The following is a 23,967-nucleotide window of genomic DNA, read 5'->3' as shown; positions in this document are numbered from 1 at the left end:
AATCGGTGGCTAATATCAGACAAATTGCCAAAGAGGCCGGGGTTTCTGTAACCACGGTTTCACGAGTGTTAAATAACCATGCCTATGTGAGTGAAGAAAAACGGAAAGCGGTGCTTGAAGCGATCAATCGTTTAAACTATTCACGAAATCTGAATGCGATTCATCTGATCAAAGGGAAGACAAATATTGTCGGTGTCATGCTTCCGTATATTAACCACGCATATTTCGCACGATTGTTGGAAGGGATTGCAAGTGAAGCACTCCGCTCAAATTATCAATTGATTTTATTCCAAACGGATTACAATCCTGAAGAAGAAATGAAAGCCCTGAACATGTTGAAAATGAAACAGATTGACGGCTTAATCATATGTTCGAAAGCATTGGAGTGGGGACAAATAGAACCTTTTACGGAGGATGGACCTGTTTTGGCGTGTGAGGATACCGGGGACGCAGCGATCTCTTCCATTTATATAGACCATTACGCCAGTTTTCAACAAGGTCTGTTCTATTTAATGGAAAGAGGACACCGCCATATTGGATATTGTTTGGGCAGAGTTAATAGCAATAATAGTCAGGCTCGTCGAAATGCTTATGTCGATGCGCTGGCATTCATTGACGAGGTTGTTCGGGAAGAATGGATGTTTTATCAATGTTATAGTATCGAAGACGGAGTGAAGGTGGCAAACAAGATGCTAACCATGAAGGAAAGACCTACTGCGCTACTGGTGGCAAGTGATCAGGTAGCGGTAGGTATTATGATGGAAGCTGAAAAAAATGGAATCAGAATACCGGAAGATCTTGCCATCATCGGATTTGATAATCAGCCAATTGCGGAAGTGTTTGATCTTACCACTATCGATAATCAACTGTTTGAAATGGGAAGCAGCGCATTTCGTATCGTACACAATCAAATAACGAAGAAAAAAAGAGAACCGCAAAAATGCAAACTGGAATTCCGTTTGATTGAACGTTCAACCGTTTAAAATTGACATGTGATGCAAGAGTCGCTTCTTCGCTGATTTCATATGGCTACATGCAAAGACGTATTGGCAATGAAGAGGATTTTTTCTTCACTTTCGCCTGCATGGAGTTTCCGCCAGAAAAAAAGCGCCGGAAGAAACAGGATTGAAGGCGTTGGCCCAATTAGAAGTATAAAAAGGTTATCAATCAGTTTGTTGATGCAGTTGCCCCAATCCCCAGGTCCCTGATACTTTAGGAAGCCAAGCGAGTGTTGAAGAAGAATGGTGTCTTTTTTCATGGAGAAGAATATTGGGTGGTTGTTCCTCCAACAGTAAAGGTAAGACCACAATGGGAAAAATTCATTTTTGAACAAAATGAACGCCCTAACCGTCCGTTTGGAGTAACGGATGATAATGGGATTGCCAAATACCTCGAGGAAATTGGAGGAGTCGGATTTTGACCTTATCCACCTGGCCGGTGCATGAAACGCTTTTGCAAAAAATTGAGCACTTTGCGACAAGAGCCGGATCATCAACTTTTGGAATAAGTGATGAAGCATTGGAGAATTCTGTGGAAAAGCTGAAACAATGGGCTTATCATGAGTACGGGAATCTCGACCATCCCTATTTGGGAGTTAGAGGCTTTCGGGTTGTAATGGGAACATTTGATTCTTAAGAGGGAAAGCATAGGATTTTCAGATAAAATAAACTCAACATCTCCACAGATTCGGCGGTAGAACAAACGTTTTCCAAAGGAGATGTTCTTCCTGCAAAATAAATATGTTGAGAAATAAGGATGAAGTGATTGTGAAGTGGTATGAGAATGTGAATGCAGAAGCCAAAGTTGCTTATTTATTAACATTGACAGAAAAAGTAATGGGTAAAATAGAAAATTATGAATGGTATCACCTGGCAAGAAAATCCATCGACATGTGCTGGGAATGGGTAGAAGAGAAGAAGCATAGTGGAGATGAACTTTATTTGAGCTTAGATAATGAAGATGGTGATGGGTTATGTCATATTCAAGGGGTAGCTTATATCAATGATATAACCGATCCTCAAGAGAAATCGATATGGTTTTGTGTAACTGATTCAGTATTTTATGCCACTTGGCAGGCGTATCAATATGAAAAAGAAGAATATGTCCCGCAGGCTATAGAAACGGTAGATGATGAAATGATAGATGACTTTATGGAAAAAATAAAAAAAGTGGACGGATATCAAGAAGAGTGGGCTGAACGTTTAAAACAGTATCTGCTCGAAAACTCTCCAGCAGGCAGTGACAAGAAGATCAAAAGAGAAGAAATGATTGAATAAGAGAAAAAAGGCTGAATGGATTAATGATTTCAGTATAACATTTGATTGGGTAGACGGCTTTTTGCAAATTAATGAAGAGGAAGCCCAGGTTGTGCGGCAGATCTTCGAATGGTATAGTAAATCGGCGGAATATCAAGCTGAGGAGAAAAGAAGGTAAACATTACACCATGGAATGATTTGCGGTGAATCTGTAAGTGCAGTGAATGCGGGTCCAATATGATTGTAGTCCAAATGACCAAATACCTGGTGCGCTTCTCCGTGGTGGAAGCAAAGTGATCAGGAAACTGCCCGGGCCGCTGCAAAAAATCTTCGCCCGATCCGGATTTATCGGTTCAATTGAAGGAGCGGGAATCAGTGTTGCCGATACCTCCTACGCTGTTGGCAGAACAGATATTGAAGGATTGGAAAATAAATATTTGAAGGAGCATCTCCAAAAGTTTTAAAGAGAGCACCATCACAAGCAGGATTGAAACCTTTAGATGAGGATGCCAGATAGACCAATTAAGTCACCGTTTACAAACGCAGCATTCAAAAATCATGCTGAAGAAATGGTTATAAATACATTTGTTAAAGCAATTGATGCTAAGTTTCCCAATCCTCTGGATATAAAAGGGAAACTATATACATCAATCAAACCCAAGAGGAGTATGTACTAAATGTTTTTCTGGATTGTTAATCCTGATTCAAAAGTAGGGTATTTATGCAACTCAGCAAAAGATATCCTAATTTAGAAATTGTAGTTACATCAGAAACTGATGAAAATGTAAAGAAGATGACTGGTAGGTTATCTTTTATTTTAGAAAATGGTAAATTGATTGATGAATAAAGGGGGGGACAAGATTAAATGGCATGGTACATGAATATCAATGAAGATGCCAAAGTGGGTTTTTTATTGGCTTTAACAGAAAAAATGATTGATCAAGTAACTGAAGGATATAATGATGCGAGGAAAGGAATAGACAAATGTTGGAAGTGGGTTGAAGAGAAGAAATATGATGGAGTCGATCTCTATCTTATCTTCGATAATGAAGAGGATGGCGGTTTATCCATGTTTTATGAAGAAGCGGTGGATAATGAGAACCACCAGCAGGCAAGCATTTGGTTATGCATCAATTATGCCTTGGTATATACAATCTGGCAGGCATATAAATTTGAATATGGGAATGATGAACATGTTCCTCAATCCATTGAAATCGTTGATGATGAAATGATTGATGCGTTTACGCAAGAAATAAAAAAAGTGGACAGATATCAAGAAGAGTGGGCTGAAGGATTAAAACAGTATCTGCTCAAAAACTATCCGGCAGGCAGTGATAAAAAGATTAGAAAAGAAGAAATGATTCGTTTGATTTGAATATGCCCTAATAAGAGAAAAAAGGCTGGTTCCAATATGAAGGAACTAAGCCTTTTTGTATACTTAGCCAGATAAGATTGCGGTCCTCCTGATCAAAAGCAGAGTATTTTGGAACAACTCGTTTCAAATTCTGCAAAAGATATGGTTAGCCATTAGATATAAGGGTTTGCAGTCTAAGTCCTTGCTTCCGAAGGGATGGAGTTTTGGGATTCGTTCTGAGATGATCAATAAGGGGTGATTTTACTTCTTAAAAAGTCGATAGGATGAATTCCTTGATTACTGAATTGAGGAGTGATACGATTTCCCCGTTCTTTCACAAAAAGTGATTCAGGCTTTTTGTAGAAGTCGATGAGAAGTTGCAGGAATTCTTTCAAACTTGGTGCGATAACAAACTTATTTTCTTCATCTCTGCCGAAATTGATGATTTGCCTATAGGTTCCCTTTGTATCTGGATCTAAATCGATTCCAATATGATTGCCTACCCCGTCATGAGAAAACGGAATCCATCCTCTATTTATGTACATTTTCTTGATATGCCCGTCGGGATATGAAGTATAACCTTCTTCTTCATTCCATTCCTCCCGCAAATCATCCCATACTTTCCACTGTTCGTACATTTCGTTTATAGACAAAAAGGGGAATCCCATAATAGAAATACCGTAGTCCAAGTCTTCGCCATTGTTACATAAGTACCACTCTTTCAAATCCGAAGGGAGTGACAATTTCATCTTTTCTTCGAATTGCCTGATTTCTTCGACCGTTGCCGGTTTGTTTTGAAATCCCATATAACCTTTAACTTTTTGACTCAATAGCTTTTGTAATTCGTTCCACAATGTTTTAATGGTTTGGTCTGCTCCCATCGTCTCACACCTTCCACTTAAATTTGCAAATGAAACACCAAGATGATATTCCCTTTTGGGAATCGAGTGTCTATGGTAAGGCTGAACGAGTGCATCGTCAATGCCTTGTTTTTTTTGCTTGTATATCTTCCCTATCTCAAGCACGAGTAAATTAAACTCTCGTCTGAAAGTTTGCAATCAGTAACGTCATGCAGAAGTTAAATGCAAAAGAGCGTTCCCAAGCTGTCGTCGGGTTGGTTCGCCACAACCCCAAAAGAAGCGAGGATTTGAAATACTATCGTTTAGGCGGGAAGAGGTGACAGTGGACCTAAAATCACGGGATAACACGAATAAACAATTATCAAAAGTTTGCAAATTGTGGTTTATACATAAAAGGGTGTGTCAAAAATGAATACCTTTTTTTATATATAAAGCTGCAAGGAATGAATTAATTTATACGAACTCTAAAAAAAGCAAAGGGTGAAGAAATCGAACAGCATCTGTTTTCCGATGATAAGGATGAACTAAGCATGTTCATAAGCCAAACGATCCAACGAACGCTGAAAAAAACAGTCGATCAGACGTTGCAGACGATTCATGAAGAGTTGAAGAAGATTCTGGAGCAGTCGGCTATTCCAATGGATCAAATCGATTCGAAGGTAAACGGTTTTATATCACTTACTCTCTCTTTTTTAACAACTAAGAATAACATGACGAAGAAGGTGAAAATGTGATTCCGGATTATCAAACATTGATGTTGCCTGTTCTGGAATATCTATCCAATGGAAAAGAGCATACGACGAAAGACCTTAGAGAAGCGATGGCAAGGGAGTTTAAAATAACCGACGAAGCGAGAAAACAACTGCTGCCCAGTGGAAGAAAACCCGTTTTTGATAATAGAGTCAGTTGGGCATGTACATATCTTAAAAAAGCGAAATTAATTGAAAGTCCCAAACGTGGGATCATCAAAATTACGCATAGAGGACAAAAGGTATTAAAGAGTAATCCAAGTGAAATCAATAATCAATTTTTATTGCAGTTTGAAGAATTTAGGGGATTTTTTGCGAAAGAAAAAGCAGATCCGGTGATTGATAAAACACAGACCAAAGAGCTTGTTAAAACTCCGAGAGAAACATTGAGCGAGAGTTATGAACTGATTAGAAAAGAATTGGCTGAAGAGCTGTTAGAACAAGTCATGAAATGTTCTCCGGATTTTTTTGAGAATCTTGTAGTTAAGTTGTTAGTAGCAATGGGATATGGAGGATCTTTAGAGGATGCAGGTCAAAGAGTTGGAGGTACGGGTGATGGGGGGATTGATGGTGTTATAAAAGAAGATAAACTTGGATTGAGCCAGATCTACATTCAAGCAAAGAGATGGGACAAGACGGTTGGCAGTCCCGAAATTCAACAGTTTGCCGGCGCTTTGACGGCTAAAAACGCTGAAAAAGGGGTCTTTATCACTACCTCCAGATTTACTGCCAGCGCGATCAGTTTTGCAGAAAAGGTTCCGAAAAATATTGTTTTAATTGACGGGGATGATCTGGCTGAACTGATGATCGACTATAATATAGGGGTATCTGAAGAGGAGCGCTATATTGTTAAACGAATTGACAGCGACTTTTTTGAACAATGATTTTTAAGAAAAAAACAGGTGGGTCGACTCAAAGGTGTGTGCATATGACACACCTTTTTTATTGGATATTGACGTGAAAATTGATATAATAAGATCAAATCGAATTTTAGTAATCGAATACTAAATTTGTTGTTGCAAATATCATGTGGATGGGTATATACTATTCTCGGGAGGAGGGATTGGTGGAAAAGGAGGCACAAAACATGGCAACGCTTTTTCACTTCCAAGAACTGCTTAGACAGAGAAATATCATTGACCGTGATCAAATCACCGTTGAGTTATTGCGCATCCACCTGACCCAAAAAGCATATGAACAAAAATACAACTTGGAGAGTGTAGATGAAGCGTCTCTATATGAATTGATGAAAGAAACAACCGAAAAACAGCTCGGTTATTTTCCAGGAGACCCAAGCTGGTTTTATGAACTTTTTCAGGCCGGCAAAGAGATCAACTTCATTCAGGCTCTCAAGGAAATATTCCAAAAAGACCGGTCTGGAGTGATGGTCAGCCCCGCCTATCTTGTGGATTATTTTTCGCGATCTTTGATGGACGGGCATATTGAGACGGTATTGATTGCGGAAGCACATAAACATTTGAATGGTTTGATAGAGCTGATTGAAACTAACCTGGATAAAAACTTTGTCCTGACCGCTGAAAAAAAGTGGTTGGCAGAAGCGTTAAAGTTTCTTTTTGCACACTGCAACCATGTGGAAGTGCTTCAGGTTTCCATCTACAGCCTCTTACCATTGGATCAAGAATTTGACCTGATTATCGCCATACCCGCATTTGGCTTTAAACCGGAAGTAAACACGGAACGGTTTATGACACGGGAATCAGAAGGGATTGCCGCTGAAAACTTGCTTGATTGGCTGAATGAATTCGGGGAGTTGCAAATTGTTGTCCCCGCAAGATTTACGTTTTCAGGCGGTTCCTTTGCAAAGTTGAGATCCTGGATTCTCCAACATTTCAATATAAAATCAATTTTTACCTTGCCTGAAGGATCCCTGCGCCCCTATACAGGGATGAAAACATACCTGATCACGATCTCCCGTCAAGCGGTGGATTCCATCCAACTGGGAAGCCTTGAGCTGAAAAATGGACAATTTCTTCCCTGTGTTCAAAAGGAGATTGATCAGGAAGAACTTAAAGAACGGGAAGACTGGCGAATCGAACTTTTGCTGGCGGATGACCAGGAGGATCTCCTCGGTGGGCTGGCCGGGCCCAATCGGCAAGTGTTCAAGTTAAAAGAAATCGCCGAACTTTTTCGGGGAAAGTCGATTATGAAAAGCCATATCCAACCCGGGGAAATATCGGTTCTCAATATCTCCAATATCGAAGACGGGGAGATTATTTGGGAAGGGATGGACACGATCGATGAGGAGTACCGGAAAGTAAGGCGTTACGCATTGGAAGAAGGGGATTTGGTGATTACTTGTCGGGGGACGGTCAATAAAGTGGCGGTGGTTCGGGAATTGCCCAAAAAAGTGATCGCTTCTGCGAATATTATCGTAGTCCGGTTTTCAAAAGAAGTGATGAGCGAATATGTAAAAATCTTTTTGGAAAGCCCGGTTGGCACCCAATTGGTGAAAACGTTCCAACGCGGAACTACCGTGATGAATATTAACCCGGCCGATCTGGGCGAGATGGAGATTCCTTTGCCGGATATAGAAGAACAGCGGAAGATTGTCGAAGAGTATCGGAAAGAACATCAACTCTATCTCGAAACCGTCCGCAAAGCCAAAGAACGGTGGGAGAAGAAAAGACAGCAGATTTACGATCAATTATTGGACTGAGGGGGCTTAAGTGGTGGCAGTATCCAACAACAACAGCGCTGAATTGGGATTTGAACAACGCCTGTGGAACATGGCGGACAAACTGAGAAACAACATGGATGCAGCCGAATACAAACACGTGGTGTTGGGCTTGCTTTTCCTGAAGTACATATCCGATGCGTTTGAGGAAGAATATGAACGCTTATCCAAAGATGAGTGGGCAGACCCCGAAGATCCTGATGAATACCTTGCCAACAATATCTTCTGGGTTCCGCAGGAAGCCCGCTGGTCTCATATCAAAGCCAACGCCAAAAAACCGGAGATCGGGCAAATCATCGATAATGCGATGTTGGCCATCGAACGGGACAACAAGTCGTTAAAAGGCGTGCTTCCCAAAGATTACGCCCGCCCGGAATTAGATAAAACTAAATTGGGCGAGATTGTCGACTTATTCTCGTTCAAAGTGGGGGACAAAGACAGCCAGGCTCACGATGTGCTGGGACGGGTATACGAGTACTTCCTCAATAACTTTGCCAGTGCGGAAGGAAAAAACGGTGGACAATTCTACACCCCGCGCACCGTCGTTAAGTTGTTGGTTGAAATGATTCAGCCTTTTAAAGGCCGGATTTACGACCCTTGCTGCGGTTCGGGCGGAATGTTCGTTCAAAGCCAGGAGTTTATCAAAGCCCATCAAGGTAAGATTGGGGATGTGGCTGTCTACGGACAAGAATCCAACCCGACCACCTGGCGCCTCTGCAAAATGAACCTGGCCATTCGCGGGATTGACAATAACCTTGGCGAACACCATGCGGATACCTTCCACAACGACCTGCATAAAAACCTGAAAGCGGACTACATCCTGGCCAATCCCCCGTTTAACGTCAGCGACTGGGGCGGCGAGCGTTTAACCGAAGACCTCCGCTGGAAATACGGGGTTCCGCCGGCCAAAAACGCAAACTACGCCTGGATTCAGCACATCGTCTCCAAACTGGCTCCCAGCGGAACGGCTGCTTTTATCCTGGCGAACGGTTCCATGTCCACCAACCAGAGCAGCGAAGCCACCATCCGCAAAAATTTGATTGAGAATGACCTGGTCGAAGCGATCGTCACTCTTCCAGGGCAGCTCTTTTACTCCACCCAAATTCCCGTCTGCGTCTGGGTGATGACCAAAAACAAAGCGGCCAAAAACCACCGCAACCGCAAAGGGGAAATCCTCTTTATCGACGCACGCAAACTGGGCCACATGGTGGACCGTGTCCGCAGGGAATTAAGCGATGAAGACATTCAAAAGATCGCCCGGATCTTCCATGCTTGGCGTGGGCAAAAAGAAGCGGGAGAGTATGAGGACATCAAAGGCTTCTGTAAATCAGTCACTTTGGAAGAAGTACGGGAGCATGAGTATATCCTTACTCCGGGACGGTATGTGGGGATCGAAGAGACGGAAGATGATGGGGAAGCGTTTGAGGAGAAGATGGCACGTTTGACAAGCGAATTGGCGGAGCAGTTTGCCAAGTCAAGGGAATTGGAAGAGGAGATTAGAAAGAATCTGCGGGGGATTGGGTATGAGTTTTGAGGAGTGGAAAACAATAAAACTTGGAGATGTTTGTGAGGTTAAAGGAGGAAAAAGGTTACCTAAAGGACATTCACTTATTTCACAGAAAACAAAATACCCTTATATAAGAGTCAAAGATTTCGGGGACTTAAAACCGAATCTAGAAGGTTTACAATATCTACACGAGGATACGTATAAAAAGTTAAAACGATATACCATATCTAAAGATGATATTTATATTTCTATAGTTGGCACAATTGGTTTAATAGGAAAAGTAGGCAACTGTTTAGATGGTAGTGTTTTAACTGAAAATGCAGCTCGAATTATTATAAAAAATAAACAAGTAATAGATAGGGATTTCTTGCTTTATTATTTAAGCTCTCCTAAGGGACAAAATGAAATAAGTAAACAAGTTGTAGGCTCTACACAGCCAAAGCTCGCCCTTTTTAGAATTAAAGAATTTGAAATTATGTTACCTTCATTGAAAGAACAGAATAAAATTGCAGAGACTCTCTCTTCTCTCGACGAAAAAATCGAACTCAACAACCAAATCAACAAAAACCTTGAAGAAATGGCACAAGCGATTTTTAAATCCTGGTTTGTCGACTTTGAGCCGTTTCAAGATGGAGAGTTTGTTGAAAGTGAGTTCGGGATGATTCCTAAGGGGTGGGAAGTAAAAAAGATAGAAGAAGTTTGCTTGCGAGTTAATTCAGGAGGAACACCAAAAAGAAGTAACAAAGAATTTTATAATGGAAGTATTTTATGGCTAAAAACAAAGGAGCTAACAGACGGATTTGTCTTTGATACTGAAGAGAAGATTACTGAAGAAGCAGTTCTTAACTCCTCTGCAAAGTTTTTCCCGAAAAATACTGTTTTAATAGCGTTATATGGAGCTACCGTTGGAAAGTTAGGGATCTTAACTAGAGATACAACTTTTAATCAAGCAACTTGCGGTATGGTTGTGGATGAGAAGTATATTTGTCATGTGTATTTATACCTTACTTTGTTGTTAAATCGAGATTTTATCAAAAGTATGGCTACTGGATCGGCACAGCAAAATCTTAGTGTATCTATAATAAAAAACATGAAAATTATCATTCCTGAGCCTGATGTAATGAAAATGTTTACAAATACTGTTAAACCTTTGTATGAAAAGATTAAAGCTAATCAGTATGAGTCCATTTGTTTAAAAAACCTCCGCGACACCCTCCTGCCCAAACTCATGTCCGGTGAGATCCGTGTACCTCTGGAAAACGAAGGGAGACATCAAGATGAGCAGCTTCAACGAGTATGAACTGGAACAAGCTTCCCTGGAATGGTTTCAAGAGTTAGCCTATGATGTGAGCTATGGCCCCGAGATTTCCCCTGAAGGTAATTATCCGGAACGGAACGAGTACAGCGATGTCATTTTGGAAGAGAGATTGCGGGATGCGCTGTCCCGCATCAACTCTTATCTTCCGCCGGCAGCGATCGACGAAGCCGTTCGCAAGATTTCGATTCCGCAAAGTCCCAATCTCCTGATGAACAACCAGGCATTTCATCAAATGATCACCGACGGAATTGATGTCCAGGTCCAGCGGGACGACGGCAGCTTCAAAACAGAGAAAATCTGGCCCATCGACTTTAAAGATCCCCACAATAACGACTGGCTGGTGGTCAACCAGTTTACTGTCATCGAAAACGGAGTAGAGAAGCGTCCGGATCTGGTGGTTTTCGTCAACGGGATGCCGCTCGTGGTGATCGAATTAAAAAGTGCTTCCAATGAAGAGACTGACATTACCAAGGCATACAATCAGATTCAGACTTACAAAAAGAAGATTCCATCCCTGTTTACTTACAATGCTTTCTCTGTCATCAGTGACGGGGTGAACGCCCGGGCGGGTTCCCTGACGGCCGACGAAGACCGGTACATGATGTGGCGGACGATCGACGGGGAGGATGTCGCCCCGGACGCCATTCCGCAACTGGAAGTTTTAATCAAGGGAATGTTCGAAAAAGAACGTTTTCTGGATATCTTAAGGCATTTCATCTTTTTTCAAACGGACGGAGAAAATGTCTACAAGATTTTAGCCGGATATCATCAATACCATGCGACGGTGAAAGCGATCGAGAGCACGATCCGCGCAACTGAGGAACAAGGGGACCGCAAAATTGGGGTGATTTGGCATACCCAGGGTTCCGGGAAAAGTTTGTCCATGGTCTTTTATGCCGGAAAATTGGTCTCTGAGCTGGCTAATCCGACAATTGTAGTGATCACTGACCGTAACGATCTCGATGATCAGCTTTTTTCCACGTTCAGCAAGTCCAAGCAGTTGTTGCGCCAAACGCCGAAACAGGCCCAATCCCGCAAAGAACTGCGCGAGCTGCTCAATGTGGAGTCCGGGGGCATTATCTTTACCACGATCCACAAGTTTGCCCCGGAGGAAAAAGGAGATCAGATGCCGGTGCTGACGGATCGCCGCAATGTAGTGGTGATCGCCGACGAAGCGCACCGGAGCCAGTACGGGTTTAACGCGGAAGTGGTGAAAGGAATAGAAGAGGCGAAGGTCAAGTTCGGTTTCGCCAAATATATGCGTGACGCCTTGCCGAACGCTTCCTATATCGGATTTACCGGTACGCCTGTTGAGCTGGCGGATAAAAACACGCCGGCAGTGTTTGGGGACTACATTGACATTTATGATATGACCCGCGCGGTGGAAGACGGAACCACCGTCAAGATCTACTACGAAAGCCGGATTGCCAAACTCTCCCTGCCGGAGGAAGAGAAGCCGAAGATCGATGAGGAGTATGAAGAAATCACCGAGCATCAGGAACTGGATGAGAAAGAGAAGCTCAAATCCAAATGGGCCCGTTTGGAAGCATTAGTCGGGACGGAAAAGCGGCTCAAGCAAATCGCTAAAGACATCGTGGAGCATTTCGAAACCCGGCAGAAAGCCATGTTCGGTAAAGCGATGATTGTCACCATGTCCAGAAGGATTGCCGTTGACCTCTATAACGAGATCGTCGCCCTAAGACCCGAGTGGCACAGTGACGACCTGGATAAAGGCGTCATCAAGGTGGTGATGACCGGAAATTCCAGCGATGAGGCAAAAATGCATTCTCACCACACCACCAAACAGCAGCGTGAACTTCTCGCCAACCGGATGAAGGATATCCATGATGAGCTCAAGATTGTCATTGTCCGCGATATGTGGCTCACCGGTTTTGACGTTCCCTGCATGCACACGATGTATATTGATAAACCGATGAAAGGCCATAACCTGATGCAAGCCATCGCTCGTGTCAACCGCGTGTTTAAAGATAAACCGGGCGGATTGGTAGTTGACTATATCGGGATCGCCGACTCTTTGAAAAAGGCTCTGCAACAGTATACCGAAAATGACCGCAAAACGGCGGGTGTGGATACCGAACTGGCCGTTGACCTCATGCTTGAGAAGTATGACCTGATCCAGGATTTGCTTCATGGCCATGACTACAGCAAGTTTAAAAGCGGAAGCCCATCCGAGCGGATGCAAACCATCGTTGCTACTGTCGATTATGTATTAGGGCTCGGTGAAGAAAAGAAAAAACTGTTCCTGCAACTGGTTACCGAGCTGGCAAAAGCTTATGCCTTGTGCTCCACCACTCCCGAGGCGGAAAAATTGAACTTGGAAATCGGGTTCTTTAAATCGGTGAAAGCCGGGATTATCAAGATGATTCCTGCTTCGGGCAAGAAAAAAACGGCTTCCCAGTTGGATGCCGAGATCAACCAATTGGTATCCAAGTCCATTATCTCTGAAGGCGTAGTGGACATTTTGGGCGCCGTTGGCCTCAATAAACCCAACATCGCCATCTTGTCCGATGAGTTTTTGGCCGAGGTGAAAGGATTAAAACAGAAAAACCTTGCCGTAGAGCTGCTCAAACGATTGTTAAACGGAAAAGTAAAAACCATCGCTAAACGAAATCTGGTTCAGTCGAAAAAGTTTTCCGAGATGCTGGAAGAATCGATTATCAAGTATCAAAATCGGACGATTGAATCAACCCAGGTCATCATGGAACTGATTGAGCTGGCAAAAGAGATGAATAAAGCCCACAAGCGGGGCGAGGAAACGGGATTATCCGATGATGAAGTGGCCTTTTATGATGCTTTGGCCAACAACGAGTCGGCAAAAGAAGTCCTGGGGGATGAAGTGTTAAAGCAGATCGCGCGCGATCTCACCGATTCGATTAAAAGAAATATCACGGTGGATTGGAATCTAAGAGAAAGCGTCCGAGCCAAAATGAGGGTAACAGTCAAAAAATTGTTGAGAAAATACGGTTATCCGCCAGACAAAGAGAAAAGTGCGGTTGAAATTGTGATGAAACAAGCAGAATTAAGCTGTCAGAACGAGACGGAAGAATTAGACGAAGAACTGGATTAATTCTTGTAAAGCAATGAAAAAGTGAAAGGGGGGATGACCAAAAGCATTAAAGAAATGTTTGCGGTTGGAAGTGCCAGTTCCAACTGCAAATCGGAATCCGATCTGCTGAAACTGAGCCAACAGGATCAGCAGGTCATAGATGCCGTTTTCCACCGCCAAATGGAAGACTGCACAGATGAAGATCACTCCATAGGTTTTACGCGCAAAGAGATTCGTTTGTGCAACCCCTTCAACCTATGCTTCCTTAAATTAGCTTTTCTCTTATTGTAACGAACTCTTTGCGCTCCCTTCAAGTCAAGTCCGGCATTTCATTCTCAATACCTGAACCAGAGGTGAAAGAAAAAGATGAAGCGACGATGGAAGAATTCAAAAAGATTAAAAACGGGATGACACATGAAGAGGCTGTGAAAATTACCGGTTTTGAAGGAACGGAAATGAGTTCCACAGAAATTGGCGGCATCAAAACGGTTATGTACTCTTGGGAAAATGACGATGGTTCGAATATGAATGCGATGCAAACTGAATACAAAGGCGCAGTTTGGTTTGAAGTGACAGATGAAAGGTTAGGCGGAAGTTAGAAAGCTTCTGCCTGCTACAAATATCTTGACCATTATCTATGATTCTGAAAGGAGAATTTTTAATGTCCATTGTTTCCATTCATAAATCCTTTACCGATGCTATTGCTCAAGTGCCGCCACAAGTTCAAAAATCGGCCTGGGATATGATTCATCAGCTTACCGAACACCCGGAAGCACATGGCTTAAATTTTGAACGGGTGAAAGGGGCGATTGACCCCAAAGTCCATTCTGTCCGTGTGAACCAAAAATATCGGGCAATTCTGGTCAAGCCAGAAAAAGAAGATGTGAATTTATTTGTGTGGATTGGCAACCATGATCAGGCGTACGCATGGGCTGAAAAGAAGCGATTTGAAGTTAATAAGGCGACGGGTCTTTTACAAATGTGGACAAGCCCGGGAAGGAACGGTTCAAATGCGGTAAAAGGAATATTTTGTGATTATACCGAAAAACAACTGATTGCCATCGGTGTACCGGAAGAGCTTATTCCGGTTATATACAGTATTCAAACAACCGATGAACTGTACAATTATGCCGATGAAATTCCGGAAGATACGTTTGAACCTCTTTTATGGATCGCCCAAGGTGAACCGTATCAAGATGTACTTCAAATTATCACCGAGATCAAGGCAGAACAAAGAAAAGAATTGGGAAAATCAGATCAACCATTCCTTCAAGCGATGTTAAATACGTCGGGCCAAGTGGCTGTGATCTCTTCCGATACACAGCTGCAAGAAATGTTAAAATATCCTTTTGACCGGTGGCGGTTGTTTTTGCATTCCACTCAAAAAGAATTGGTCGAGAAAGATTTTAGCGGCTCGGTAAAAGTGCTCGGAGGAGCCGGAACAGGCAAAACGGTGGTTGCTTTGCACCGGGCAAGGAAGCTGGTGAGAGATTTTTTGCTTCCGGATGAGAAACTTCTCTTTACCACCTTTAACGTGAATATGGCAGCAATCGTACAAGACTACTTAAACACCATGTGTACACCTGAGGAGTTACAAAGAATGGATGTCATTAACATCGACCGGTTGGCCAAAGAAATTGTTGAAACTTATTGTGGTGTACAAATCAACAAAATGATTGAGAGTAACCAAGACCGGGAAGTCATCTGGCGGCAAGTCGGAAGCTGTTTAAACATAGACACAAATCAACTGCTGTTCATCAAGAGAGAATATGACAGGTTTATTCAACCCTATGGAATCGAAGTAGAGGAAGAATATTTAAATCTTCTGCGCAAAGGAGGGAAAACGAAAATTGGCAAAAAAGAACGGGAAGAGATATGGAAAGTTGTTGAGTATGTCCGCAGTGAGATGGAGGCAAGAGGTTGGTATGAATATCCGGATATCATTCGCATAGCCCGAAGATGGCTGGAATCGAACCCCGGCCGATTGAGTTACCGTGCTGCCATCGTTGATGAAGCTCAGGATTTTACTGAAGGAGCGTTTAAATTGTTGAGGGCCTTAGTTCCGAAAAACAGAAATGACCTGTTTATTGTGGGAGATCCTCACCAACGCATTTACTCCCGTTTTGCGGTTCTTTCACGTTGCGGAATTGATGTTCGCGGGCAAAGATCCAGGCGTTTACGCATTAACTACCGTACCACTGAACAAATTCGAAAACAGGCGATGAAAGTCATCAGACATATTCCCTTTGATGACTTAGACGGAGGGCAAAATTTTGCAGATGATATCTCGCTTATGTCTGGAACCGAACCAATCTGCGTAAACTTTACAAACGTAAACCTTGAGAGGCAGTTCATTCTAAAACAGGTGAAGGAATTATTGAGTGAAGGGATTTTGCCTCATGAGATCGGCCTTTTCGCAAGAACCAAAAAAATGGTTGAGAAGTATCAAAAGTTCCTGGAAGATAATGGAGTTGCCGCCTCGCTCCTCACAACAGAATCTCATTTGAGCAACAAGGGAGTTCATTGCGGCACGATGCACCGAAGCAAGGGGCTCGAATTTCGCGTTGTCTTTCTGGCTGGGGTTAATGAAAAAGTCGTTCCCCTCAGTACTTTCACAAAAATTGAAGATGTAGAAGAAAGAGAAGAGTATATGAGGAAAGAGCGCTCTCTCTTGTATGTTGCCAGCACAAGAGCACGCGAGAAATTGTTTATTACTTCGTATGGAAAACTTTCGCCATTTTTGAGGAATTAAATCACAGACCTGGCTCGTTGTTCGAGCCGGGTCACTGTTTCTATATTTAATTTTTTCAAGAAGAGTTTGATAGATCTCCTCATCTGTGGGAACTGATCGGAGACTATTTCTTGGGAAAAATACTCTTCAAAGAAATTAATTGGGGTAATTAGGATTTTATAACCCATTATCTAAAACACTGTTCACAATGAAATCCTGTTCCAAAGTTTGCAAAAGGTACGCATCAGTAACGTATAAATGCAAAAGAGCGTTCCCAAGCTGTTGTCGGGTTGGTGGTTGGGCGAATTGAAGATTTAATGGGATGATCCCTGCCTGTATGCATGTGGCAGGGGTTTTTTTATGGGGAGATTTGGGGAACGGGTTCAAGAAAAGCCCAATTGTAGCAAATTAAGAAAGAATATTGCAGTAATAAAAGGGAGATCGGCTCTGCTTAAAAGTATATATTTATATGAATATAAAATAAAAAACTATGATATTCTAAGTAAATCACAATTATGTACATTATAAGTACATAAGATTGTGATGAAAATGTGTTCAAAATAGAATTAAAAAGATATAAAATTCAAAAATAGAAGGAGGAAAAAGGATGCCAAGTGATCGATACAAAAAAATTTTGAATGAGTTGACGAGTAATCCTAGCATAACAAGTATTGAATTAGAGAAGAAATACAATCTTACTCGTAGACAACTCGGTTATAGTATCGACAAAATAAATGATTGGCTGATGATTAATAATCTTCCTGTAATAGAGAGAACAAGAAAAGGACATTTCGTAATTGCTCAATCAGTCTTAGAGAAACTTGGCAGAAATCTCAAACAGATTGAAGATGTTGTGGACACAACAATCCTCACAGAAGAACAGCGTGTACAGCTCATAATATTAATGTTATTAAGTTCTAAAGAGGAATTGTCATTGAATCATTTCGTTTTTGAATTGGGAGTTAGCAAAAATACAATCCTAAGTGATTTAAAGCAGGCCCAAAGCTATTTGGACAAGTATGATTTAAATATTAGGTATTCAAGAAAACATGGTTATTTATTAGAGGGAAAAGAATTTCAGATTCGAAAATTGCTTATTGAAATTACGAATGCCGTATTACAAATGACAAATGGTGAAGATCGATTGCAAAAAATAACAGGTATCTGCAGTGAACAAGTTAATGATTATATTAGACGAATAGAAAAGGTAGAGAATAAATTAAATCAAAAATTCACAGATGAAAAATTAAAAGCAATGCCATACGTCCTCATTTTAGTCGTTCGAAGAATTGAACAAGGACATATCATTAATCCATTTGCTATAAAATACGAAGAACTTTCTGATACAAAAGAATACAAAGCAACAGAAGAAATTCTCCATGATACTGATATTCCGGTTACTGAACGCCTGTTTATTACGTTACATCTTTTAACAACTAATGTTTTTTCAAGTCAAATTGCTAATGATGAACGCATTCCCAATCTAGTTCCAGCCATTGATAATATGTTAAGACATTTTGAAAAAAGTGCTTGTATCCACTTGCAGGATCGAGATCAACTATTAGATAAGCTTTTGCAACATATAAAACCAGCCTATTATCGAATCAAATATCAGTTGACTAATACAGTTGTCTTTCAAGGTTCTTTGAGCAAAGAGTTTAAAGAATTACATCATCTGGTAAAACGTTCTATCGGTCCGCTTGAAGAGCTGATTGGTACCGATATTCCTGAAAATGAAATCGCTTTTATTACAATGCTGATTGGCGGTTGGATGAAACGTCAAGGCGAAAGCATAGAAAAAAAGGTTAAAGCTATAGTGGTTTGTCCGCAGGGTGTATCTGTTTCAAGGATAATGTTTAATGAATTAAGAGAATTATTTCCGGAGTTTATTTTCTTGGATTTTTTATCGGTTCGCCAATTTTTACATTACCCACTTGATTATGATGTTGTGTTTGCACCCATTTATCTAGAAACTGAAAAAAAACTATTTGTGACAAAAGCATTTCTCGGGGATGAAGAAAAGTATCAACTAAGAAAACAAGTGATGTTGGCAGTCCATGGATATATACCGGATAAAATCAATATTAAGGATGTTGTAGAAATTATCAAAAAATATTCGATTATAAGTGATGAAAGCGCCTTAATAGAAGAAATGGAGAAATACTTCAATAAAGAAGGTTATTCTTCCTTTGTGGAACAAAACATTTATTCCACAGACCTAAATTTGGATCAACTGATTATCCCAGAAAATATTACATTAATAGACTCGGTTGATTCATGGGAAGAGGCCATTCGAATCAGTGCCGAACCACTTATTCGAAGCGGTAAAATCAAACCAAAATATGTTGATGCGATGATTAGATATTGTGAAAAGGATCCATACATTGTCATTGGGCCGAATATGGCTATACCGCATGCAGCACCTGAAGATGGAGCAAATAATGTCGGGATGAGTTTGTTAAGAGTAAAAGATGGCGTTCGATATCTAAATAATTACAATATTAATCTGATTATTGCGATTTCTGCGGTTGATAAACATCAACATATACATGCATTAATGCAGTTGATAAATCTTGCTGGTTATGAGAATGAACGAAATAAATTAATTAATGCTGAATCGATCGAAGAAGTATATGAGATTGTTAGGATATTCTCTAAAGATTATTGAGAAGGCTTAGGGGTGTGGATATGAGTGAATTGTATTTTGATGAATCTGTCATTCTGCTTGATGTAGAAGGTGATTCAAAAGAAGAAATACTTGAAGTAGTGGCACAGAATTTAGTGGATAATGGGTTAGTGAAAGAGAGCTTTATTCCTGCCATTATTAAAAGGGAGAAAGAATTTGCAACAGGTCTCCCGATTGCTGGGGTTTCTGTAGCGATCCCCCATACCGATGTTGAACATGTTATTAGAAAATCAATTAGCGTAGCTGTATTAAAAAAGCCAGTTGATTTTGTCATCATGGGTGATGATAGTGAGACAACACCAGTACAGCTAATATTTATGTTAGCCATGGATGAGGCACATTCACAGCTCTTGCTTTTACAAAAACTGATGCAACTTTTTCAAGATGAAGAGGTTCTTAAATTCTTAGTGAATCAAAAAAATAAAACAGAAATAAAAAGTACTTTAGAAGAAAAGTTAAATTTAGTTGAAGGAGATGGTGAATAAATGGCAAAAAAACAAGTTCTTGTTGCATGTGGTGCCGGAATTGCGACATCCACTGTTGTGGTTAAAGCAATTGAGGAGTTAGCAAAAGAAAATAATATAGAAATTGATCTTATTCAAATAAAAATAGCTGAAGTGGGGGCATATGAAGATACAGCGGACCTGCTAGTCACTACGGCCATGACGAAAAAAGAATATCGATTTCCCGTTATAAATGCACGTAATTTTCTAACTGGTATAGGAATTGAAGAAACAAAAAAGCAAATTCTCGAGGAACTTAAAAAATAATCTTGATGACAAGCGATTGATATCTATTGGAAGGGAGATATTCACATGCAAGCATTCGCCGATTTTATGAAAGGTTTTTTAGGTCTAGGAGCAACAGTAATCCTTCCAGTAGCCATCTTTATCTTAGGATTATTCTTTGGACAAAGGCCAGGTAAAGCATTTCGTTCTGGTTTAACAATCGGGGTCGCATTTATCGGCATTTTCCTGGTTATTGACTTGTTAACGTCAAACCTTGGTCCTGCTGCACAAGGAATGGTTGATCGACTGGGAGTACATTTAAACGTTATTGATGTGGGTTGGCCAGCAACATCATCGATTGCATGGGCATCTGTTGTAGCAGCATTTATCATTCCGATTGGACTGGTTGTAAACGTTGTCATGCTTTTAACAAAAACAACTAAAACAATGAATGTGGATATTTGGAACTATTGGCACTATACATTTATGGCTGCTTTAGTATATACAGTTTCAGATAGTATTGTTCTGGGGCTAATTGCAGCAGTAATCTTCCAGATTGTATGTCTTAAAATTGCTGACTGGACTCAACCAATCGTAAATGATTTCTATGAAATGCCAGGCGTTTCAGTTGCAACAGGTAGTACGATTTCATATGCACCATTTATTTTTTTAGTAAGAGGAATTCAAAAAATTCCTGGACTGAACAAGTTAAATACAGATCCAGATGCAATTCAAAAACGTTTCGGTATCTTTGGAGATTCAATGGTAATAGGTCTGATTTTAGGGGCGGCAATTGGAGCATTAGCGGGATATAATATCGGGAAAATTATTAAAATTGGCATGGACATGGCAGCCGTGATGATATTAATGCCGCGGATGGTTAAGATTTTGATGGAAGGGTTAATTCCCTTGTCAGAATGCGCACGGTCATGGTTAAGTAAACGCTTTGGTGATAGAGAAATCTATATTGGACTTGATGCAGCAGTATTACTAGGACATCCTTCAGTAATTGCAACTGCCCTTATCTTAACACCAATTACTGTATTATTAGCGGTTATTTTACCTGGTAATGCTGTTTTACCATTCGGTGATTTAGCTACTATTCCTTTTGTTATTGCCTTTGTCGTTGGTGCAGCAAGAGGAAACATTGTACACTCTTTGATCGTCGGAACGGTTATGATAGCGCTTTCTCTTTACATGGCAACAGATATTGCACCAGTATTTACAGAAATGGCGAAGGTAGCCAAAATTAATTTGCCTGAAGGATCAGCGATGGTATCAAGTATTGACCAAGGTGGTAACTTAATCAATTGGATTATCTGGAAAATTTTTTCTGTATTCAAATGAACCTGGTATGGTGTCAATGGGGAAAGGTTTAGTTATTTTTATGGGTTGCTAGGTATAGTCAAGTTTTCCTGACACCTTTGCTTATGAGACATCAGTCTGATTCTCATTAGTATATTGGGGGCATTTGTTATGAAATCATTGGTAAAAACGGAATTTGGCTTTGGGCATTTTGTAGTTCAAGATAAATCTGAACCATCGCCTGGAAAAGATCAAATCAAAATTGAAGTAAAATATGCAGGTATTTGTGGTTCGGATATTCATGCGTATGAAGGTCATTACAAGGTAGGTGTCCCTGTAACATTAGGCCACGAGTTTTCTGGTGTCGTAGCAGAGGTTGGCGAAGGTGTAACTGATTTTAAAGTGGGTGACCGTGTAACTTCCGAAACAACTTTTTATATTTGTGGGAATTGTCGATATTGTAACTCCAAAGACTACAACCTTTGTAGTCTTCGTAGAGGGTTAGGTACACACCAAGATGGAGCTTTTGCGAAATATTTAATTGCCCGTAAAGAAAGTGTTCATCACCTTCCGGCAAATGTAGATTTTCGATCAGCGGCTTTGACGGAACCATTAGCATGTACACACCATGCGATAGATAAGACCGAAATAAATGAAGGTGATATTGTCGTAGTCATTGGCCCAGGACCTATAGGGCTACTAGCTGCCCAAGTTGCTAAAGCACGTGGTGGTAAAGTAATTATTACCGGACTTACAAATGATAAAGTTCGTTTAGATAAAGCAAGAGAACTGGGAATTGATTATGTTATGAATACACAAGAAGAAGATATAAAAGATCTTATTAATAAATTAACCGATGGTTACGGTTGTAATGTAGTAATAGAATGTTCTGGTGCAGTTCCAGCTGCTAAACAAGGGCTTGATCTATTGCAAAAACAAGGACAGTATGTGCAGGTTGGACTTTTCACCCAACCCGATATTCAATTTGATCTTGAAAAAATCATTCAAAAAGAAATCCGAGTTGTGGGAAGCAGAAGTCAAAAACCTGCTGACTGGGAACCATCTCTTGCTTTAATGAACGAGGGGAAAGTAAATGCGAAAGCACTAGTAACACATGAATTTAATATTACTCAATGGGACGAAGCCTATCATGCAATTAAAAGTGGTGAAGCGATTAAAGTATTGTTGACACCAGTAGAGGACTAAAAACAGATTTAATCAGTAAAGCAGGTGAGAACCAATTTGGTGCAAGTGGTGCAGTAGTGATTTTTAATAGTCAAGTATCAAATGCTTACTGAAAATCGTTGATAAAAAAGGATAGGTGCTGATAGTGAGGGCATTAAAGTTATATGGAAAGCAAGATCTGCGTTTTGAAAATAATGTACCCATGCCAGTCATTGAAAACGCTGACGACGTGATTATTAAAGTAAAGTCTGTAGGGATTTGCGGTTCGGATATATCAAGATATAAAAAACTTGGACCTTATGTAACGGGCATGACATTTGGTCATGAATTCGCTGGAGAAGTAACAGAAGTGGGTTCAGATGTAAAAAGAATTAAAGTTGGAGATCGAGTTGCTGGTTGTCCTACCTTTGTATGTGGAGAATGCGAAGGCTGCCGCAGAGGAGAACCTGCTCAATGCGAAAAGCTTCATGTAATAGGAGCTTATCGTCCCGGTGCTTATGCCGAATATACAAAATTGCCTGAAAGTCATATTATACCACTACCAGACAATGTAGAGTATGATACTGCTGCATTAGTAGAACCATCTGCTGTAGTAGCTCATGGATTCTATCATGCTAGCATTCAACCAGGAGTAGAAGTAGCCATTATGGGTGTTGGAAGTATTGGATTGTTAGCTGTACAATGGGCTAAAATTTTTGGGGCAAAAAAAGTCCATGCCATTGATATTGACAATAAGAAACTACAAATCGCTAAAGAACTTGGTGCAGATGTAATGATCAATTCATTAGAAAAACCAGCATATGAACAAATTATGGACTATACTAATGGTCGTGGTGTTGATTTAGCTGTTGAATCAGCAGGCTCTCCCATTACTTCGGCACAGGTATTTGCATTGCCTCGAAAAGGGGGAGAAGTTGTATTCATGGGGATTCCATATGCGAATATTCATATTGAACGATTCTTTTTTGAAAGAATTGTTCGAAATGAATTAAAAGTCTATGGATCATGGAATTCCATTTCAGCTCCTTTCCCTGGTAAAGAGTGGGCATCAACCGTACGTTATATGAGTACAGGACAAATCAAAGTTACTAATATGATCTCTCATCGTTTATCTTTACGAGAAGGACCGGAAGTATTCCGAAAAATAATCAATCGAGAAATAGATTCGGTGAAAATTATTTTCCATCCAGAAGAAAAATGAGAAACAAGTCAATTAAATAACGAAACAGTAGCAGACGAAAAATAAATTAAATATTTTTATAAAATTGAATATTTAATCAGGAGGGTAATCCTGGAAAGGAAACAGACATGACCGTAATTTAGAAAAAATCTAACTAGAGGTAAATGAAGTGAGCAAACTAATGAACTACTGCCAGTTTGAACATACTTGAGCCATCTATGAAATTATGGCCTCGATAATCAATTGGAGTGTCAACGCCGGGATTAAATTGACCCACTTCAGCCGGTTTAAAATTGACCCACCCCGGTGCCTCATTTAGCCTTTGAAGGTTCCCCGTAAACTCCACT

23 protein-coding genes are annotated in these 23,967 nt (G+C 40.7%); 22 read left to right on the top strand and 1 reads right to left on the bottom strand.

Annotated elements, in window-relative coordinates:
• Nucleotides 1–5 precede the first annotated feature (5 nt).
• The 7 genes from I8U19_RS16435 to I8U19_RS16405 all read left to right on the top strand — a co-directional run bounded on the left by I8U19_RS16435 (nucleotide 6) and on the right by I8U19_RS16405 (nucleotide 3,630).
• Nucleotides 6–983, top strand: coding sequence for a LacI family DNA-binding transcriptional regulator (locus tag I8U19_RS16435; RefSeq protein ID WP_198056542.1), 978 nt, complete (start codon nucleotides 6–8; stop codon nucleotides 981–983).
• Nucleotides 984–1,228: 245 nt separating this feature from the next.
• A complete protein-coding gene (locus I8U19_RS16430) occupies nucleotides 1,229–1,420 on the top strand; it encodes a hypothetical protein (RefSeq protein ID WP_033101507.1) in 192 nt (63 codons plus the stop codon).
• Nucleotides 1,417–1,635: a hypothetical protein gene (locus tag I8U19_RS16425; protein WP_198056541.1), complete on the top strand. Its 219-nt coding sequence runs from the start codon at nucleotides 1,417–1,419 to the stop codon at nucleotides 1,633–1,635. The genes I8U19_RS16430 and I8U19_RS16425 overlap by 4 nt, the downstream gene beginning before the upstream one ends.
• A gap of 131 nt (nucleotides 1,636–1,766) precedes the next feature.
• On the top strand, nucleotides 1,767–2,276 hold the full coding sequence (locus I8U19_RS16420; RefSeq protein ID WP_198056540.1) for an Imm6 family immunity protein: 510 nt from the start codon (nucleotides 1,767–1,769) through the stop codon (nucleotides 2,274–2,276).
• Nucleotides 2,269–2,433 carry a hypothetical protein gene (locus I8U19_RS16415; RefSeq protein WP_198056539.1) on the top strand — a complete coding sequence of 55 codons (165 nt, stop codon included), beginning with the start codon at nucleotides 2,269–2,271 and terminating at the stop codon, nucleotides 2,431–2,433. The genes I8U19_RS16420 and I8U19_RS16415 overlap by 8 nt, the downstream gene beginning before the upstream one ends.
• 115 nt (nucleotides 2,434–2,548) lie before the next feature.
• Entirely contained in the window at nucleotides 2,549–2,719 is a 171-nt protein-coding gene (locus I8U19_RS16410; protein WP_198056538.1) for a hypothetical protein, read from the top strand.
• A gap of 401 nt (nucleotides 2,720–3,120) precedes the next feature.
• Nucleotides 3,121–3,630, top strand: a complete 510-nt coding sequence (locus tag I8U19_RS16405; RefSeq protein ID WP_198056537.1) for an Imm6 family immunity protein — start codon at nucleotides 3,121–3,123, stop codon at nucleotides 3,628–3,630.
• Nucleotides 3,631–3,854: 224 nt separating this feature from the next.
• Here the strand turns inward: I8U19_RS16405 and I8U19_RS16400 are convergent, their stop codons facing one another.
• Nucleotides 3,855–4,490 carry an SMI1/KNR4 family protein gene (locus tag I8U19_RS16400; protein WP_198056536.1) on the bottom strand — a complete coding sequence of 212 codons (636 nt, stop codon included), beginning with the start codon at nucleotides 4,488–4,490 and terminating at the stop codon, nucleotides 3,855–3,857.
• Between the two features lie 509 nt (nucleotides 4,491–4,999).
• Between I8U19_RS16400 and I8U19_RS16395 the strand changes: the two genes are divergently transcribed.
• The 15 genes from I8U19_RS16395 to I8U19_RS16325 all read left to right on the top strand — a co-directional run bounded on the left by I8U19_RS16395 (nucleotide 5,000) and on the right by I8U19_RS16325 (nucleotide 23,641).
• Complete coding sequence (locus I8U19_RS16395; protein WP_198056535.1) at nucleotides 5,000–5,203, top strand: hypothetical protein; 204 nt, start codon at nucleotides 5,000–5,002, stop codon at nucleotides 5,201–5,203.
• Nucleotides 5,200–6,102, top strand: coding sequence for a restriction endonuclease (locus I8U19_RS16390; protein WP_370589425.1), 903 nt, complete (start codon nucleotides 5,200–5,202; stop codon nucleotides 6,100–6,102). Before I8U19_RS16395 ends, I8U19_RS16390 begins: the two co-directional genes overlap by 4 nt.
• Nucleotides 6,103–6,305: 203 nt before the next feature.
• A complete protein-coding gene (locus tag I8U19_RS17405) occupies nucleotides 6,306–7,895 on the top strand; it encodes a restriction endonuclease subunit S (RefSeq protein ID WP_232337305.1) in 1,590 nt (529 codons plus the stop codon).
• 13 nt (nucleotides 7,896–7,908) lie between these two features.
• Entirely contained in the window at nucleotides 7,909–9,447 is a 1,539-nt protein-coding gene (locus I8U19_RS16380) for a class I SAM-dependent DNA methyltransferase (RefSeq protein ID WP_370589809.1), read from the top strand.
• Nucleotides 9,437–10,720 (top strand): restriction endonuclease subunit S, encoded by a 1,284-nt coding sequence (locus tag I8U19_RS16375; RefSeq protein WP_198056534.1) that lies wholly within the window; start codon nucleotides 9,437–9,439, stop codon nucleotides 10,718–10,720. The genes I8U19_RS16380 and I8U19_RS16375 overlap by 11 nt, the downstream gene beginning before the upstream one ends.
• Nucleotides 10,698–13,826: a type I restriction endonuclease subunit R gene (locus I8U19_RS16370; protein ID WP_198056533.1), complete on the top strand. Its 3,129-nt coding sequence runs from the start codon at nucleotides 10,698–10,700 to the stop codon at nucleotides 13,824–13,826. Before I8U19_RS16375 ends, I8U19_RS16370 begins: the two co-directional genes overlap by 23 nt.
• A gap of 33 nt (nucleotides 13,827–13,859) precedes the next feature.
• Nucleotides 13,860–14,096 (top strand): hypothetical protein, encoded by a 237-nt coding sequence (locus I8U19_RS16365; protein WP_198056532.1) that lies wholly within the window; start codon nucleotides 13,860–13,862, stop codon nucleotides 14,094–14,096.
• 86 nt (nucleotides 14,097–14,182) lie between these two features.
• Nucleotides 14,183–14,404 carry a hypothetical protein gene (locus I8U19_RS16360; RefSeq protein WP_198056531.1) on the top strand — a complete coding sequence of 74 codons (222 nt, stop codon included), beginning with the start codon at nucleotides 14,183–14,185 and terminating at the stop codon, nucleotides 14,402–14,404.
• A gap of 62 nt (nucleotides 14,405–14,466) precedes the next feature.
• Entirely contained in the window at nucleotides 14,467–16,557 is a 2,091-nt protein-coding gene (locus tag I8U19_RS16355; protein ID WP_198056530.1) for a 3'-5' exonuclease, read from the top strand.
• Between the two features lie 586 nt (nucleotides 16,558–17,143).
• Nucleotides 17,144–19,204, top strand: coding sequence for a BglG family transcription antiterminator (locus I8U19_RS16350; RefSeq protein ID WP_198056529.1), 2,061 nt, complete (start codon nucleotides 17,144–17,146; stop codon nucleotides 19,202–19,204).
• A 20-nt stretch (nucleotides 19,205–19,224) separates the two neighbouring features.
• Nucleotides 19,225–19,707, top strand: a complete 483-nt coding sequence (locus I8U19_RS16345; RefSeq protein WP_198056528.1) for a PTS sugar transporter subunit IIA — start codon at nucleotides 19,225–19,227, stop codon at nucleotides 19,705–19,707.
• A complete protein-coding gene (locus I8U19_RS16340; RefSeq protein ID WP_198056527.1) occupies nucleotides 19,708–19,992 on the top strand; it encodes a PTS sugar transporter subunit IIB in 285 nt (94 codons plus the stop codon).
• Nucleotides 19,993–20,037: 45 nt separating this feature from the next.
• Nucleotides 20,038–21,297, top strand: coding sequence for a galactitol-specific PTS transporter subunit IIC (locus I8U19_RS16335; protein WP_198056526.1), 1,260 nt, complete (start codon nucleotides 20,038–20,040; stop codon nucleotides 21,295–21,297).
• A 129-nt stretch (nucleotides 21,298–21,426) separates the two neighbouring features.
• On the top strand, nucleotides 21,427–22,461 hold the full coding sequence (locus tag I8U19_RS16330) for a zinc-binding dehydrogenase (RefSeq protein WP_198056525.1): 1,035 nt from the start codon (nucleotides 21,427–21,429) through the stop codon (nucleotides 22,459–22,461).
• Between the two features lie 124 nt (nucleotides 22,462–22,585).
• Nucleotides 22,586–23,641: a galactitol-1-phosphate 5-dehydrogenase gene (locus I8U19_RS16325; protein WP_198056524.1), complete on the top strand. Its 1,056-nt coding sequence runs from the start codon at nucleotides 22,586–22,588 to the stop codon at nucleotides 23,639–23,641.
• Nucleotides 23,642–23,967: the final 326 nt, after the last annotated feature.

The sequence above is a fragment of the Thermoactinomyces sp. CICC 10523 genome, assembly GCF_016055105.1.
In the GTDB taxonomy this organism is placed as follows: domain Bacteria; phylum Bacillota; class Bacilli; order Thermoactinomycetales; family Thermoactinomycetaceae; genus Thermoactinomyces_A; species Thermoactinomyces_A daqus.
Note: the sequence above shows the minus strand (reverse complement) of the source record. Positions and strands in the feature narration are given on the sequence as shown.